The 14,257-nt window shown below is 53.8% G+C and carries 15 protein-coding genes and 1 riboswitch; of the genes, 14 read left to right on the forward strand and 1 reads right to left on the reverse strand.

The features are described from left to right. The first annotated feature begins 95 nt into the window (after nt 1-95). From lolB to HVX64_RS13125, 12 genes are all read left to right on the forward strand, one after another. Nucleotides 96-719, forward strand: coding sequence for a lipoprotein insertase outer membrane protein LolB (gene lolB, locus HVX64_RS13070; RefSeq protein WP_044257686.1), 624 nt, complete (start codon nt 96-98; stop codon nt 717-719). Continuing rightward, the gene (gene ispE / locus HVX64_RS13075) at nt 716-1,567 is read left to right on the forward strand and encodes a 4-(cytidine 5'-diphospho)-2-C-methyl-D-erythritol kinase (RefSeq protein WP_043000478.1); all 852 of its coding nucleotides are present in this window, start codon (nt 716-718) and stop codon (nt 1,565-1,567) included. The genes lolB and ispE overlap by 4 nt, the downstream gene beginning before the upstream one ends. Nucleotides 1,568-1,833: 266 nt before the next feature. Further along, nucleotides 1,834-2,781: a ribose-phosphate diphosphokinase gene (gene prs, locus HVX64_RS13080; RefSeq protein WP_001518537.1), complete on the forward strand. Its 948-nt coding sequence runs from the start codon at nt 1,834-1,836 to the stop codon at nt 2,779-2,781. 137 nt (nt 2,782-2,918) lie between these two features. Next, nucleotides 2,919-4,598, forward strand: coding sequence for a C4-dicarboxylic acid transporter DauA (dauA, locus tag HVX64_RS13085; protein WP_071888393.1), 1,680 nt, complete (start codon nt 2,919-2,921; stop codon nt 4,596-4,598). 147 nt (nt 4,599-4,745) lie between these two features. After that, nucleotides 4,746-5,255 (forward strand): GNAT family N-acetyltransferase, encoded by a 510-nt coding sequence (locus tag HVX64_RS13090; protein WP_043001918.1) that lies wholly within the window; start codon nt 4,746-4,748, stop codon nt 5,253-5,255. A gap of 161 nt (nt 5,256-5,416) precedes the next feature. Continuing rightward, nucleotides 5,417-5,645: riboswitch (cobalamin riboswitch) on the forward strand. 219 nt (nt 5,646-5,864) lie between these two features. Further along, nucleotides 5,865-6,917, forward strand: a complete 1,053-nt coding sequence (locus HVX64_RS13095; protein ID WP_043000476.1) for an ABC transporter substrate-binding protein — start codon at nt 5,865-5,867, stop codon at nt 6,915-6,917. Nucleotides 6,918-6,981: 64 nt separating this feature from the next. Then, nucleotides 6,982-8,049, forward strand: coding sequence for an iron ABC transporter permease (locus HVX64_RS13100; RefSeq protein WP_044257683.1), 1,068 nt, complete (start codon nt 6,982-6,984; stop codon nt 8,047-8,049). Beyond that, nucleotides 8,046-8,861, forward strand: coding sequence for an ABC transporter ATP-binding protein (locus tag HVX64_RS13105; RefSeq protein ID WP_044257681.1), 816 nt, complete (start codon nt 8,046-8,048; stop codon nt 8,859-8,861). Before HVX64_RS13100 ends, HVX64_RS13105 begins: the two co-directional genes overlap by 4 nt. 11 nt (nt 8,862-8,872) lie before the next feature. After that, the gene (locus HVX64_RS13110; protein ID WP_043000473.1) at nt 8,873-9,313 is read left to right on the forward strand and encodes a pseudoazurin; all 441 of its coding nucleotides are present in this window, start codon (nt 8,873-8,875) and stop codon (nt 9,311-9,313) included. A 14-nt stretch (nt 9,314-9,327) separates the two neighbouring features. After that, entirely contained in the window at nt 9,328-9,879 is a 552-nt protein-coding gene (petA, locus tag HVX64_RS13115; protein ID WP_044257819.1) for a ubiquinol-cytochrome c reductase iron-sulfur subunit, read from the forward strand. 1 nt (nt 9,880) lies between these two features. Then, entirely contained in the window at nt 9,881-11,020 is a 1,140-nt protein-coding gene (locus HVX64_RS13120; protein WP_044257679.1) for a cytochrome b N-terminal domain-containing protein, read from the forward strand. Nucleotides 11,021-11,025: 5 nt separating this feature from the next. Beyond that, nucleotides 11,026-11,829 carry a cytochrome c1 gene (locus tag HVX64_RS13125; RefSeq protein WP_044257818.1) on the forward strand — a complete coding sequence of 268 codons (804 nt, stop codon included), beginning with the start codon at nt 11,026-11,028 and terminating at the stop codon, nt 11,827-11,829. A 69-nt stretch (nt 11,830-11,898) separates the two neighbouring features. On the opposite strand, the gene ychH is transcribed toward HVX64_RS13125, so the two are convergent. Then, nucleotides 11,899-12,177 (reverse strand): stress-induced protein YchH, encoded by a 279-nt coding sequence (gene ychH, locus HVX64_RS13130; protein WP_012132144.1) that lies wholly within the window; start codon nt 12,175-12,177, stop codon nt 11,899-11,901. 274 nt (nt 12,178-12,451) lie between these two features. Here ychH and pth point away from each other — a divergent pair, with 274 nt between their 5' ends. Further along, nucleotides 12,452-13,036, forward strand: coding sequence for an aminoacyl-tRNA hydrolase (gene pth, locus HVX64_RS13135; RefSeq protein WP_043000471.1), 585 nt, complete (start codon nt 12,452-12,454; stop codon nt 13,034-13,036). 116 nt (nt 13,037-13,152) lie between these two features. Then, nucleotides 13,153-14,244 carry a redox-regulated ATPase YchF gene (gene ychF / locus HVX64_RS13140; protein WP_043000470.1) on the forward strand — a complete coding sequence of 364 codons (1,092 nt, stop codon included), beginning with the start codon at nt 13,153-13,155 and terminating at the stop codon, nt 14,242-14,244. Nucleotides 14,245-14,257: the final 13 nt, after the last annotated feature.

Genomic DNA, 14,257 nt, shown 5'->3' on the forward strand with positions numbered 1-14,257 from the left:
CTTAAATTAAGATAACGTGAACGTAGACGATATACCCGCGCGGCGCTAGCATTAAGGGTTATTATTGCAACGTATCACAAGGATTCGTCATCATTATGACCCTGCCTGATTTTCGCCTGATCCGCCTGCTTCCGCTGGCAACCCTGGTTCTGACCGCCTGTACGCTCAACGCGCCGAAAGGCCCGGGGAAAAGTCCGGACTCTCCTCAATGGCGGCAACATCAGCAGGAGGTTCGCCAGTTAAATCAGTATCAAACGCGCGGCGCGTTTGCCTATATTTCCGACGAGCAGAAGGTCTATGCGCGCTTTTTCTGGCAGCAGACCGGCCAGGATCGCTATCGCCTGCTGCTGACCAACCCGCTTGGCAGCACCGAGCTTGAACTGAACGCGCAGCCGGGTAACGTGCAATTGATGGACAATAAAGGCCAGCGCTATACCGCTGACGATGCCGAAGAGATGATCGGCAAGCTGACCGGTATGCCGATCCCGCTAAACAGCCTGCGTCAGTGGATCCTGGGCCTGCCGGGCGACGCGACCGACTATAAACTCGACGACCAGTACCGCCTGAGCGAAGTGAACTACAGCCAGGGCGGAAAAAACTGGAAAGTGGTCTATAGCGCGTACGACAGCAAAACCTCCCCGGCAATGCCGGCCAATATGGAACTCTCCGACGGTGCTCAGCGTATCAAGCTGAAAATGGATAACTGGATTGTAAAATGATGACCCAGTGGCCCTCTCCGGCAAAACTGAATCTGTTTTTATACATCACCGGACGACGTGCGGACGGTTATCACACGCTGCAAACGCTGTTTCAGTTCCTCGATTATGGCGACACCCTCAGCCTGGAACCGCGTCGCGACGGCGAAATTCATCTCCTGACGCCGGTTGACGGCGTGGCACATGAAGACAACCTGATCGTCCGTGCCGCGCGACTGCTGATGAAAACAGCCGCAGAGCGCGGTCGGCTGCCAGCCGGTAGCGGTGCGGATATCCGTATCGAAAAGCGTCTGCCGATGGGCGGAGGCCTGGGCGGCGGATCGTCGAACGCGGCAACCGTACTGGTCGCGCTAAACCATCTCTGGCAGTGTGGTCTGTCGCTGGACGAACTGGCCGAGCTCGGTTTAACGCTCGGGGCTGACGTGCCGGTGTTTGTCCGCGGACACGCCGCCTTTGCCGAAGGCGTCGGAGAGATCCTGACCCCGGTGGAACCGGCCGAAAAATGGTACCTGGTGGCTCATCCTGGCGTCAGTATTCCAACGCCGATGATTTTTAACGATCCCGACCTCCCCCGTAATACGCCAAAAAGGTCAATAGAAACGTTATTAAAATGTGAATTCAGCAATGATTGCGAGGTTATCGCAAGAAAACGTTTTCGCGAGGTTGATGCGGCGCTTTCCTGGCTGTTAGAATACGCGCCGTCGCGCCTGACTGGTACAGGAGCCTGTGTCTTTGCTGAATTCGATACAGAGTCTCGTGCCCGGCAGGTGCTTGAGCAAGCCCCGGAATGGCTCAATGCCTTTGTGGCGAAGGGTGTCAACCTCTCTCCACTGCATAGAGCGTTACTCTAACTCATTGAAGTTTCAGTACGTTGGCGAGATGACGAATTGCCAGCCGCATACATCAGTATGTGACTGGTGTGAGGCCTTGAACCCAGCGCGCATAAAACATAAATGATGACGGGTAAGCCGGGCAAGCTGAGTTTCGGTGACAACGTCACCCTGTTCCAGACGTTGCATCGCGCTCGTTAATACACCGCATGGAGAGAGTCCTGCCTGGCCCGCACAGTTTTTGGCAAACTCTTTCCACCAATGGACGCATGCCTGAGGTTCTTCTCGTGCCTGATATGAAGCTTTTTGCTGGTAACGCCACCCCGGAACTAGCACAACGTATTGCCAACCGCCTGTACACTTCTCTCGGCGACGCCGCTGTAGGTCGCTTTAGCGACGGCGAAGTCAGCGTACAAATTAACGAAAATGTACGCGGTGGTGATATTTTCATCATCCAGTCCACTTGTGCTCCAACGAACGACAACCTGATGGAATTGGTCGTTATGGTTGATGCCCTGCGCCGTGCTTCCGCAGGCCGTATCACCGCCGTTATCCCTTATTTTGGCTATGCGCGCCAGGATCGTCGTGTACGTTCCGCTCGTGTGCCGATTACGGCAAAAGTTGTCGCTGACTTCCTGTCCAGCGTCGGCGTTGACCGCGTTCTGACCGTTGACCTGCATGCTGAACAGATCCAGGGCTTCTTCGACGTACCGGTTGATAACGTATTTGGTAGCCCAATTCTGTTAGAAGATATGCTGCAGCTGAATCTGGATAACCCGATTGTGGTTTCTCCGGACATCGGTGGCGTCGTGCGTGCCCGCGCTATCGCTAAGCTGCTTAATGACACCGATATGGCGATCATCGACAAACGCCGTCCGCGTGCAAACGTCTCTCAGGTGATGCACATCATCGGTGACGTAGCGGGTCGTGACTGCGTGCTGGTTGACGATATGATCGACACCGGTGGTACGCTGTGTAAAGCAGCTGAAGCGCTGAAAGAACGTGGTGCAAAACGCGTATTTGCTTATGCCACTCACCCGATCTTCTCAGGCAATGCGGCAAACAACCTGCGTAACTCTGTGATTGATGAAGTCGTTGTCTGCGATACCATTCCGCTGACCGACGAAATCAAAGCACTGCCGAACGTGCGTACGTTGACCCTGTCGGGTATGCTGGCCGAAGCGATTCGTCGTATCAGCAACGAAGAATCGATTTCTGCTATGTTCGAGCATTAATCGAACCCGGCTCAAAGACCCGCTGCGGCGGGTTTTTTTGTCTGTAACCTTTATTTGTATGACTTATGCCTCCTTCACCTGCCAACCCGCCATTTCATTGAGTTGACAGATGATGCGCTCATGGATGAAACATTATTGTGAACAGAATTTTTTCCTCACATGTGATGCCTTTCCGCGCCCTCATCGACGCTTGTTGGAAAGAAAAATATACCGCCTCACGGTTTACCCGTGATGTGATTGCCGGGATCACCGTCGGGATTATTGCTATCCCGCTGGCGATGGCACTGGCTATCGGGAGTGGTGTCGCGCCGCAGTACGGACTTTATACCTCCGCTGTGGCCGGGATTGTTATTGCCTTAACCGGGGGCTCGCGTTTTAGCGTCTCAGGCCCGACCGCCGCGTTTGTGGTGATCCTCTACCCCGTTTCACAACAGTTTGGGCTGGCAGGCCTGCTTGTCGCGACGCTGATGTCCGGGGTCTTCCTGATCCTCTTTGGCCTGGCCCGCTTTGGCCGCCTGATTGAGTACATCCCGGTCTCAGTTACCTTAGGTTTTACCTCAGGGATTGGTATCACCATTGGTACCATGCAAATCAAAGATTTCCTCGGTTTGCAGATGGCCCACGTTCCGGAACACTATCTGCAAAAAGTCGGCGCGCTATTTATGGCTCTGCCGAGCATTAACCTGGGCGATGCCGCCATCGGGGTGGTCACGCTGGGCACGCTGATGATGTGGCCGCGTTTGGGCATTCGCCTGCCGGGCCACCTGCCCGCCCTACTCGCCGGCTGTGCTGTCATGGGGATCGTCAACCTGCTGGGCGGCCACGTTGCCACCATTGGTTCTCAGTTCCACTATATTCTGGCCGACGGCTCACAGGGCAACGGGATACCGCAACTGCTGCCGCAACTGGTGCTGCCGTGGAACCTGCCGGATTCTGATTTCACGTTGAGTTGGGATTCCCTGCGCGCCCTGCTTCCGGCGGCCTTCTCAATGGCCATGCTGGGGGCAATCGAGTCCCTGCTCTGCGCCGTGGTACTCGACGGAATGACCGGCACGAAACACAAAGCCAACAGCGAGCTGATTGGTCAGGGCCTGGGTAATATTGTCGCCCCCTTCTTTGGTGGGATTACCGCAACGGCGGCGATTGCCCGTTCGGCGGCAAACGTCCGCGCTGGCGCAACATCCCCTATTTCCGCCGTGATCCACGCGCTGCTGGTGATCATGGCGCTGCTGGCGCTGGCACCGCTGCTCTCATGGCTGCCGCTGTCGGCGATGGCGGCCCTGCTGTTGATGGTGGCCTGGAACATGAGTGAAGCGCACAAAGTTGTGGATTTGCTGCGTCATGCGCCCAAAGACGACATCATTGTGATGATGATGTGTATGTCACTGACAGTGCTGTTTGACATGGTCATTGCCATCAGCGTCGGGATTGTACTGGCCTCGTTACTGTTTATGCGCCGTATTGCACGCATGACGCGACTGGCAGCGGTTAACGTCGAGGTCCCCGATGATGTACTGGTGCTGCGCGTGATCGGCCCACTGTTCTTTGCAGCCGCTGAAGGATTGTTTACCGATCTGGAGTCACGCATCGAAGGAAAACGCATTGTCGTACTGAAATGGGACGCGGTACCGGTGCTGGACGCAGGTGGTCTGGATGCCTTCCAGCGCTTTGTGAAAAGATTGCCAGAAGGCTGCGAACTGCGCGTAAGTAACCTTGAGTTCCAGCCGCTGCGCACGATGGCGCGCGCTGGCATTAAGCCGATTCCGGGTCGTCTGGCCTTTTTCCCGAACCGCGACGCGGCGCTGGCTGATTTATAATCTTTTTGCGCTTACCGGTCTGTTCCTGTACAGGCCGGTAACATTTTCCGCTCTGTCCCCTGTTTTTCCCCTCCCGTGTTGTTATTATCAGCTTTCAGTTTCTGCAAATAAGAGTGACAACTCGTGATTTCATTTACGCTACGTGAAATGACCGGAGAAGATATTCCGGCGGTTCAGTTATTTCTGATTCAACATCTGAATGAATTTTTTGCGGCTGACAGACCTGCCCCTACTCCCGGACAGGATGTTTTTAACCTGCAACAGCAGTATATTCAACAGCAGCGCAATGTATTGCTGTGCGCCTGGAGCGAAAAGCAGGAACTCATTGCGACCCTGGCCGTCTGCCAATATGACGACCGTATAGCCGAACTTCGCGGACGCTATATTTTGACAGAAACGGCAGAAATTTGTCGCTGCTATGTGGACAAACGTTACCGCAGAAAAGGTATTGGACGTCAGTTACTCGCTTTTGCTGAAACATTCTGCGAGCAGCAACGGTACAACTTATTATACTTACATACCCATCATTTTTTACCGGGAGGTTATTCATTCTGGCGACGTAATCATTTTCAGGTTGTGATGGATATGCACGATGATTGGCAATTAGTGCATATGGAGAGATCACGTAAATCACGCATGAATAAGAATATTACTTGATCAATGTCAATCAATTCTCATTTAGCTTTTCATTATTACATTTCGACATCCGCAATTTCATCCTCAAAAAAAACATAACACATTGATACACAACAACTAAAATTTATCCCACTCAATAAAATTCGTCTTTCCCCTTGCGATTGATCTTGTTAACAAATGCCGATACAGTCTTTTTCGACAGTATTTCATTGCACCAACATTGTAATGAATAGGAACATGGTGCGGATTATTGCAATCCCATTCCATGACTGCCCCCGCAACTGTAGGCGGATGCAGAATATCCTCGTGCAGCATATTTTGTTGCAGGTCACTGTAAAGCGAATCTTTATGGGAAGGCCGATATTCTGATTACCGTGAGTCAGGAGACCTGCTGTCAAATTTATACCCCATTGAGTGGACGGGATGGTCCATGTGATGAATTATTTGATATTAGGCACCGTGAAAGAGTGAATCAGATCCTTGACTGAACCGCTGACTTTCTTTATTTGCATAACGTCATGCATAAATTTCACGATGTCCTGTCATCTATCGTCATGAACTCTCCCGATATATGGAACGATATAATCCATGACCAGACGTTCAGATTCTGGCATGAACGGGATGATAATAATGCACGCTAATGTTACCTCTTTACCTTATAAAAAAATGCTTCTGGTTGTTGCTGGTGCCGCACTGTTTCTCACCTCAGGTCTTTCTCATGCAGCCAAAACGGAATATCCATTGACGATAAAAAACTGTGGTCGGGATATGACATTTCACGCAGCGCCAAAACGTGTTGCCACCGTAGGACAAAACAGCACTGAGATCCTGTATGCGCTGGGCCTGGCCGATCGCGTGGTAGGCACATCGCTGTGGTTCGGGCCCGTTCCCGACGCGTATAAGGCGGCAAATGACAAGATTGCGGTTATTGCGCAGAACATCCCCAGCTTCGAAGGCATCATTGCCAAAAAACCGGATCTGGTCGCCAGCCAGTTCGAATGGCAGATCGGCCCTGCGGGCACGGTGGCGTCTTATGAACAGTTCAGCGAACTGAAAGTGCCGGTCTATACCGCACCGGCAGACTGCGCGAAAGATAACGAAGATGGCGGTGACGGCGTGCGCAAAGGCATGTTTGATATCGCAATGGTCTATCAGGAAGTGGCCGACTTAGCGAGGATCTTCGACGTTCAGGATAAGGGCGAAGAACTGATTGCCAGCCTCAAAGCACGTGAAACGGCAGCGAAGAACAAAATCGCCGGGATGGACAACAGCGTCTCCGCCGTTTTCTGGTTCTCCAGCGCCGACCTGCAATTGGATCCGTATGTCGCCGGGAAATTAGGGCCTGCTGCCTGGATTGCGCAGACCCTGGGTATCAAAAACATCATTGATTCCGCAGAGGAGTGGCCAACGGTCGGTTGGGAAACCATCGCCAAAGCCCAACCGACAGTGATTGTGCTGGGGGAAATGAGTCGTCGACGTTTCCCGGCCGATGACTGGCAGGTGAAAATGGATTATTTGAAATCCGACCCGGTCACCCAGTTGATCCCCGCCGTAAAAGCCGATCATTTACCAGTGATTGATGTACAGACCATGAATGCCGGAATCAGAACGATTGACGGTGTTGAAAAACTGGCTGACGCCCTGGTTGAGTATGGCTTAGCGCATCCACAAGCCGCGCATTAACCCTCGTTTCGCGCCAGTTCCTGACGGGGCCGGCGCGTGTTATGCACTCCAAACGCAGGTTACTATGAGCGATTTACGCAGGACGCGTCACGCCGTTAGTCGGCTGGCGGTCAATGTTTGTGGCCATGCCCTCTGGGTTAGCGTGCTGATGTGTGGCGTCCTGCTGGCAGGGATCGCCATTGGCGAGACGTTTATTCCCTGGCAGCACGTATTCAACACGCTGGCAAACCATCTGTTTGATACCGATTATCCGGTTGATGCGCTGGATGCCGGGATTGTCTGGAACTATCGCCTGACCCGTGCGCTGGTCTCCGCCAGTTGTGGCGCCTGCCTGGCCGTGTCGGGCGTGGTTTTACAGTCGTTACTGCGCAATGCGCTTGCCGAGCCGTATCTGCTGGGCATTTCCGCAGGCGCATCAACCGGTGCGGTGCTGGTTGCGCTGACCGGACTGGGCGCCGGGATGATCAGCATGTCGTTCGGCGCATTTGTCGGTGCCTTGACTGCCTTTTTGTTTGTGGCCCTTCTGGCGGTAGCGGCAGGCGGCAAACAAGGCGGTGGGGTGACGACGCAAATCATTCTCGCTGGCATTGCCAGTTCCCAGTTATTCAATGCGCTGACCTCGCTGATCATCACCCGTTCAGCTAACGCGGAACAGGCACGCGGCATTATGTTCTGGTTACTCGGGAATCTGAGCGGCGTCCGCTGGCCGGATGTGGTGCTGGCGATCCCCACAGCGTTAGTTGGCGTTGCGATATGCTTCTGTTATGCCCGCCATCTGGATGCCTTCTCTTTTGGCGCGGAGTCCGCCGCCTCACTGGGGATTCCGGTAAAACGCACACGTGGCGTGCTGATTGCCGCCGTAACGGGTATGACGGCCATTATGGTCTCCATCGTCGGCGCTATTGGCTTTGTGGGACTGGTGATCCCTCACGCCGCCCGTCTGCTGGTAGGCAATCAGCACCATCGTTTGCTGCCTGTCAGCGCGCTGATCGGCGCCATTTTCCTGATCGTCGCCGATGTTATCTCCCGCACGCTTCTCCCCGGACAAGTTCTGCCTATCGGCGTTATTACGGCCCTGGTCGGTGCGCCCGCGTTCTCCATCATCCTGATCAGAGGAAACCCGACCAAATGACCGTCAATCCTGTACCGACTCCGGTTGCCATCCGCGACGCGATAATTCAGGCGAAAAGTCTGCACTGGCAGGTGAAAGGCAAAGTGATCGTCAATGACGTCTCACTCAGCGTGGCGCCGGGTGAGTTTGTCGGCATTATCGGCCCCAATGGTTCCGGGAAAACGTCGCTGATTTCATTGCTGGCCGGTCTGCTGAAGCCCACCGCCGGTCACATCCTGTTGCAGCAAAAAGCGCTGCATCGCTATTCACGTCGTCAACTGGCGCAGCAGGTCGCGCTGGTTGAGCAGCAGGCAGAAACCAGTGAGCGCCTGACCGCGATACAGGCCGTCTCGCTGGGGCGAACCCCGTGGCTGAGCCTACTGAATCCGTGGTCGGACAACGATGACGATATCGTCCAGACCATGCTGGAGAAAGTCGATCTTCAGCATCTTCGCCATCGCTGCTGGCACACCTTTTCCGGCGGCGAAAAACAACGCCTGCATATTGCCCGCGCGCTCGCTCAGCAGCCACAACTGCTACTGATGGACGAGCCCACTAATCACCTCGACATTCAACATCAGATTGGCCTTCTCAGTCTGGTGAAACGCGAAAAACTGACGGTTGTCGCCGCTCTCCACGATCTCAATCATGCGGCCATGTTCTGCGATCGCATCATCGTGATGAACGCCGGTCGTCTGGAAATGCAGGGCCGTCCCTGCACCATTTTCACCCGCGAGAATCTCCGCGCCTGGTTTGGCATTGACGCCATCGTCGAGCGCGATCGCCATGGTGCGAACTGTTTTATTCGTTATCAAAGACCTGAAGAAACCTAAGGAAGCCCCCCATGAACTCTCTGAAAAAGAGCCTGAACGTATTGTGTTTGCTGGTCCTTACCGCTTCTGCCTTCGCGCAAACCCACGAAGTACTGATGAAGAATCGCGGTTCAGCAGGCCCCATGGTCTATGAGCCAGACTACCTGGAGATTCAGCCTGGTGATACGGTGAAATTTATCCGCAAACATAAGAGTCACAACGCAGCCTCGATTGCTGAACTCTCGCCTGCGGGCTACCCGGGATTTATCGGCAAAATCGATGAGGAGATCGCAGTGAAGTATGACAACGCGGGCTTCTACGGCATTAAATGCACCCCGCATTATGCGCAAGGGATGGTCATGCTGATTAAAGTCGGCAACGCCACCCTGCCGGACAGCTATCGCGCGTTTACGGCCCCCGGGATCGCTAATAAGCGCTTTCAGGATATCTATTCGCGTATTGATAAACAGTAAGGGAGAGCGCTGTGGTGGTGGAGAACAAACAGCCGGATAAAGACATTCAGCAGCAACGACGCAACTGCCTGTGCAAATTGACAAAATTTGTTGGCGCAGCGGGAGTGACCGCCGCCGTCTGGCCGTTAATTTCCGCATTAGGTCCGGACGAAACAACGCGCGGAGAAAATGAGCCGATAGACGTCTCGCTGGCGGGGATCGCCGCAGGACAAACCCTCAGACGCATCTGGCAAGGGAAGCTGATCCTCATCCATCATCGCACGCCGGAAGAGATCGTCGCGGCCCGCACGGGTGACCACAGCACGCTTGTCGATCCGCAATCGGACAGCGAACGGGTCGCGTCTGACTATCCGCAGTGGCTGGTTGTTCAGGGGTATTGTCCGCATGCCGGCTGTGTTCCCAATACCAGACCCGGTGGACAGGGCTGGATTTGCCCGTGTCACGGTTCGGAGTTTGATACGTCCGGACGGGTCACCCGCGGCCCCGCAACCACTAATCTGGCCGTTCCTGAGTTTGCCTTTCATCCTGATGGTCTGACCGTGCGTATAGGCGCTAAGGACGTGTGAGATGATCCGCTGGCGCATTCCTTTCCCGCGCTCCATCGCCGGTGTATGGCTGTTTGCCGTTGGTGCGATCCTGCTGGTGATGCTGGGAATACAGATCCTGACCGGTATCGTGCTGGCGATGTTTTACGTCCCGACGACATCGCTGGCGTTTGATTCCATCATCCACATCATGCGCGCGGTCAGTCACGGAGAGTTGCTGCGCAATATGCACGCCATCGGCGCATCGCTGTTTTTCTTTGCCTGCTATTTGCATATTTTCCGTGGCATGTATTACAGCGTCTACCGCAGACCGTATGTGACGATGTGGATGGTTAGCGTCACGTTGTACGTGCTGCTGATGATCACCGCGTTTCTTGGCTACAGCCTGATTTGGGGGCAAAAGAGCTACTGGGCAGCGACGGTGATCACCAGTTTCGCCCGCGCTATTCCGGTAGTGGGCGACGGGTTGTATACCTTGCTGGTAGGCGGCTATGCGCCTGGCACCTCCACGCTTGGGCGCTTTTACGTCCTGCACTTTATTCTTCCCGTTGTGGTCGTGGTGATGACGATTTTCCACGTCCGTACGGTACAGTCGGCCTTTGCTCACGCGATGAAACGGGCCTTCAGTGAGAAAGCGTCTCGTCGTCTGCTCTTCGATTACCGAATCACGGATGCAGATGCTATTAAAATCACGTTATTCCTGATGCTGTTCACCTGGTTTTTGTTCTTCGCGCCGCACTATCTGAGCAGCGCGGATAACTTCATCCCGGCGGATCCCACGGTGACTCCGGCGATTGTTGCCCCGGAGTGGTACTTTCTCCCCTTCTTTTCCATTCTGCGCTGCTTCCCGAACGAACTCGTCGGGCTGGTGGCGATGTGCGGCGCGGTGCTGATCTTCTATTTTCTGCCGTGGCTGGATACCTCCCGCGCACGTTTTCGTCACTACAGCAAATGGGTGAAATGGGGTTTCTGGCTGTGGGTGCTGAACGTCTGTTTTCTTGGGTGGCTGGGATCAAAAGCCCTGGTTGGCCCCGATCTGACGGAGGGCATTCGTAATGAAGAGGGATGGATCCGCGCGGTCTCGCAACTGTCGACAATCGGCTATTTCGCCTGGTTTTTACTGGTGCTGCCCTGTCGTCGTTTTCTGGAAAAGCAGGACTGAAGATGATGAGACAATTACTCAGATGCAGCATGCTGTGGGTGGTACTCTGCGCGATGAGCCCCACATTCGCGCAAGAGCCTGTTCCCACGCGCCAGGAGTGGAGCTTCAGCGGTCTCTCCGGAAAATATGATAAGGCGCAATTGCGACGCGGTTTGCAGGTCTATGAAGAGAAGTGTCGGGCCTGTCACGGCATGAAATACCTGACGTTTCGCACGCTGACCAAACCCGGCGGCCCGGAACTAACGACAGAAGACGCGAAAAATCTCGCCAGCGGCTATGTCTTTCCGATTATTCAGGATGACGGTCAACCCGGTGAGCGGGACGGCACCCTGAACGACAGCTTTATTTCGCCTTATCTCAACGATCAGGAAGCGAGACACCTGAATAACGGCGCCCTGCCCGTGGATTTAAGTTATATCGTTCGCGCCCGAACCTACGATCGCGGCTTTCCGCAATTTCTGCTGGACGCGTTTATTCCCTACACTGAGCAAGGCGCGGATTACCTCTTCGCGCTCTTAACCGGTTATCTGCCTGATGACCCAGAACTGAAGGCGAATCGTTATTATCCTGGTGGGGTGATTAACATGCCAAAACCGCTGGCGGACGGCGAAATCGAATGGCAGTCAGAATCGCATGTCGCGCAAACTGAAGAACAATACGCACGGGATGTCACCGCCTTTCTGACCTGGGCGGCCGATCCCGACCTGACGGCGAGAAAACATCAGGGAATGTACGTCATGGGGTATCTCGCCATCATGCTGGCGTTATTATGGATGATGCTGCGGATGAAAAGACGCGCACAACAATAACGCGAGAAAGAAATCGCAAACCGTGACCAGTCAGCCTGATGCTGGCTGGTCATTATCTTGCAGGGAACGTTAACTGTGACGACGATTATCGTTACGGCGGCAACGTTTGTCGTAATGGCGCACCCACCAGTAGCGGTCGCTGACTTGTTCATGCCCCCCTACGCGGGCACCCGCCAGCCACAAAATGGCGCCGACGAAGATACTGAGCACTGCACCATGTGCGAAAAATTGTGGCAGGTTAAATTGCGGCAACTGGTTTAAAATGGAGTAACCCACACCAACCACCATAACCACTAACCCCAAACCCATGAGCACATTACCGAGTAACGAAGCGTTTTTGCGTTTCATGTGTCACCTCCGGAACTTTTGGGTTGCTTCAGGGAATACCCCTAATCCATATGTGTAAAGTATAGACAACACACCACTTTGGTAGTGCGCCTGCGATCACAATTACACCCCATTATTCAACAAATCTTTACAAATAAGCCTCTGAACACCTTGACTTTCCAATAATCAATACAGGCAATTATTCAGTTTCCGGGTAAAGTGACACGGTGCTTTGTCAAGCGGGGCGACAGACAGTAAACTACGCGCCAGTTATTGAAACACTCAGGATAAAAACGTGACGATTAAACTGATTGTCGGCCTGGCGAACCCCGGCGCTGAATATGCAGCCACCCGACATAATGCGGGCGCATGGTACGTCGATTTACTGGCAGAGCGGTTGCGTGCTCCTCTGCGCGAAGAGCCGAAATTCTTTGGCTACACCTCCAGAGTCAGTCTGGAAGGTGAAGATGTCCGTTTATTAGTTCCCACCACGTTTATGAATCTGAGCGGCAAAGCGGTCGGCGCAATGGCGAGTTTTTATCGCATCAATCCCGACGAAATTTTAGTGGCCCACGATGAACTGGATCTTCCCCCTGGCGTGGCAAAATTTAAACTCGGCGGAGGTCATGGCGGACACAACGGGCTGAAAGACATTATCAGCAAGCTCGGCAATAACCCTAACTTTCATCGCTTACGTGTCGGAATCGGTCATCCGGGCGATAAAAATAAAGTTGTCGGCTTTGTATTAGGCAAACCGCCTGTTTCAGAACAGAAGTTAATTGACGACGCGATTGACGAAGCGGCGCGTTGCACTGAGGTATGGTTCAAAGACGGTTTGACCAAAGCAACGAATCGATTGCACGCCTTTAAAGCGCAATAAGCAGTGATGTGCGGCATTTTTGCCGTACGCTGTGTATAATAGGCAAAGTTATTTCCATTTCTACAATCTGTTTTCTACAACAGGTTGATTATTAAGATATTAAGGTGATTTAAATCATGGGATTCAAATGCGGTATCGTCGGTTTGCCCAACGTCGGGAAATCTACCCTGTTCAACGCGCTGACCAAAGCCGGTATTGAAGCGGCAAACTTCCCATTCTGTACGATTGAGCCGAATACCGGCGTCGTGCCGATGCCCGACCCGCGTCTGGAGCAGCTGGCTGAGATCGTTAAACCGCAGCGTATCCTGCCGACCACAATGGAATTTGTTGATATTGCCGGTCTGGTAAAAGGCGCGTCCAAAGGTGAAGGTCTGGGTAACCAGTTCCTGACCAACATTCGTGAAACCGAAGCGATTGGCCACGTGGTGCGCTGCTTTGAAAACGACAACATTATTCACGTTTCGGGCAAAGTGAACCCGGCGGAAGATATCGACGTGATCAACACCGAGCTGGCGCTGGCGGATCTCGATACCTGCGAACGCGCTATTCACCGCGTACAGAAGAAAGCCAAAGGCGGCGATAAAGACGCAAAAGCCGAGCTGGCCGCGCTGGAAAAATGCCTGCCGCAACTCTCTGAAGCTGGCATGCTGCGTTCTCTGGATCTGACTGACGAAGATAAAGCGGCGATCCGCTACCTGAGCTTCCTGACGCTGAAACCGACCATGTATATCGCCAACGTGAACGAAGACGGTTTCGAAAACAACCCGTATCTCGATCAGGTACGTGAAATTGCCGCGAAGGAAGGTTCCGTCGTGGTTCCGGTGTGCGCCGCCGTTGAAGCGGACATCGCTGAACTCGACGATGACGAGCGCGACGAGTTCATGCAGGAACTGGGGCTGGAAGAACCGGGCCTGAACCGCGTGATCCGTGCTGGTTACAAGCTGCTGAACCTGCAGACCTACTTCACCGCTGGTGTGAAGGAAGTGCGTGCATGGACCATTCCTGTCGGCGCCACCGCACCGCAGGCGGCAGGTAAAATCCATACCGATTTTGAGAAAGGCTTTATCCGCGCACAGACGATCGCGTTTGACGACTTCATCACCTACAAAGGTGAACAAGGCGCGAAAGAAGCCGGTAAAATGCGTGCTGAAGGGAAAGATTACATCGTTAAAGATGGCGATGTGATGAACTTCCTGTTCAACGTCTAATTCGTTTCTGTTG

Origin of the sequence: Citrobacter sp. RHB20-C16, from assembly GCF_013890155.1 — a bacterium.
GTDB lineage: Bacteria > Pseudomonadota > Gammaproteobacteria > Enterobacterales > Enterobacteriaceae > Citrobacter_A > Citrobacter_A amalonaticus.

Excerpts from the sequence above, each read along its gene's own strand:
- lolB (WP_044257686.1), top strand. The coding sequence starts at position 96 with ATGACCCTGCCTGATTTTCGCCTGATCCGCCTGCTTCCGCTGGCAACC.
- ispE (WP_043000478.1), top strand. The coding sequence starts at position 716 with ATGATGACCCAGTGGCCCTCTCCGGCAAAACTGAATCTGTTTTTATAC.
- HVX64_RS13090 (WP_043001918.1), top strand. The coding sequence starts at position 4,746 with ATGACCGGAGAAGATATTCCGGCGGTTCAGTTATTTCTGATTCAACAT.
- HVX64_RS13095 (WP_043000476.1), top strand. The coding sequence starts at position 5,865 with ATGCACGCTAATGTTACCTCTTTACCTTATAAAAAAATGCTTCTGGTT.
- HVX64_RS13100 (WP_044257683.1), top strand. The coding sequence starts at position 6,982 with ATGAGCGATTTACGCAGGACGCGTCACGCCGTTAGTCGGCTGGCGGTC.
- HVX64_RS13105 (WP_044257681.1), top strand. The coding sequence starts at position 8,046 with ATGACCGTCAATCCTGTACCGACTCCGGTTGCCATCCGCGACGCGATA.
- HVX64_RS13110 (WP_043000473.1), top strand. The coding sequence starts at position 8,873 with ATGAACTCTCTGAAAAAGAGCCTGAACGTATTGTGTTTGCTGGTCCTT.
- HVX64_RS13120 (WP_044257679.1), top strand. The coding sequence starts at position 9,881 with ATGATCCGCTGGCGCATTCCTTTCCCGCGCTCCATCGCCGGTGTATGG.
- HVX64_RS13125 (WP_044257818.1), top strand. The coding sequence starts at position 11,026 with ATGAGACAATTACTCAGATGCAGCATGCTGTGGGTGGTACTCTGCGCG.
- ychH (WP_012132144.1), bottom strand. The coding sequence starts at position 12,177 with ATGAAACGCAAAAACGCTTCGTTACTCGGTAATGTGCTCATGGGTTTG.
- ychF (WP_043000470.1), top strand. The coding sequence starts at position 13,153 with ATGGGATTCAAATGCGGTATCGTCGGTTTGCCCAACGTCGGGAAATCT.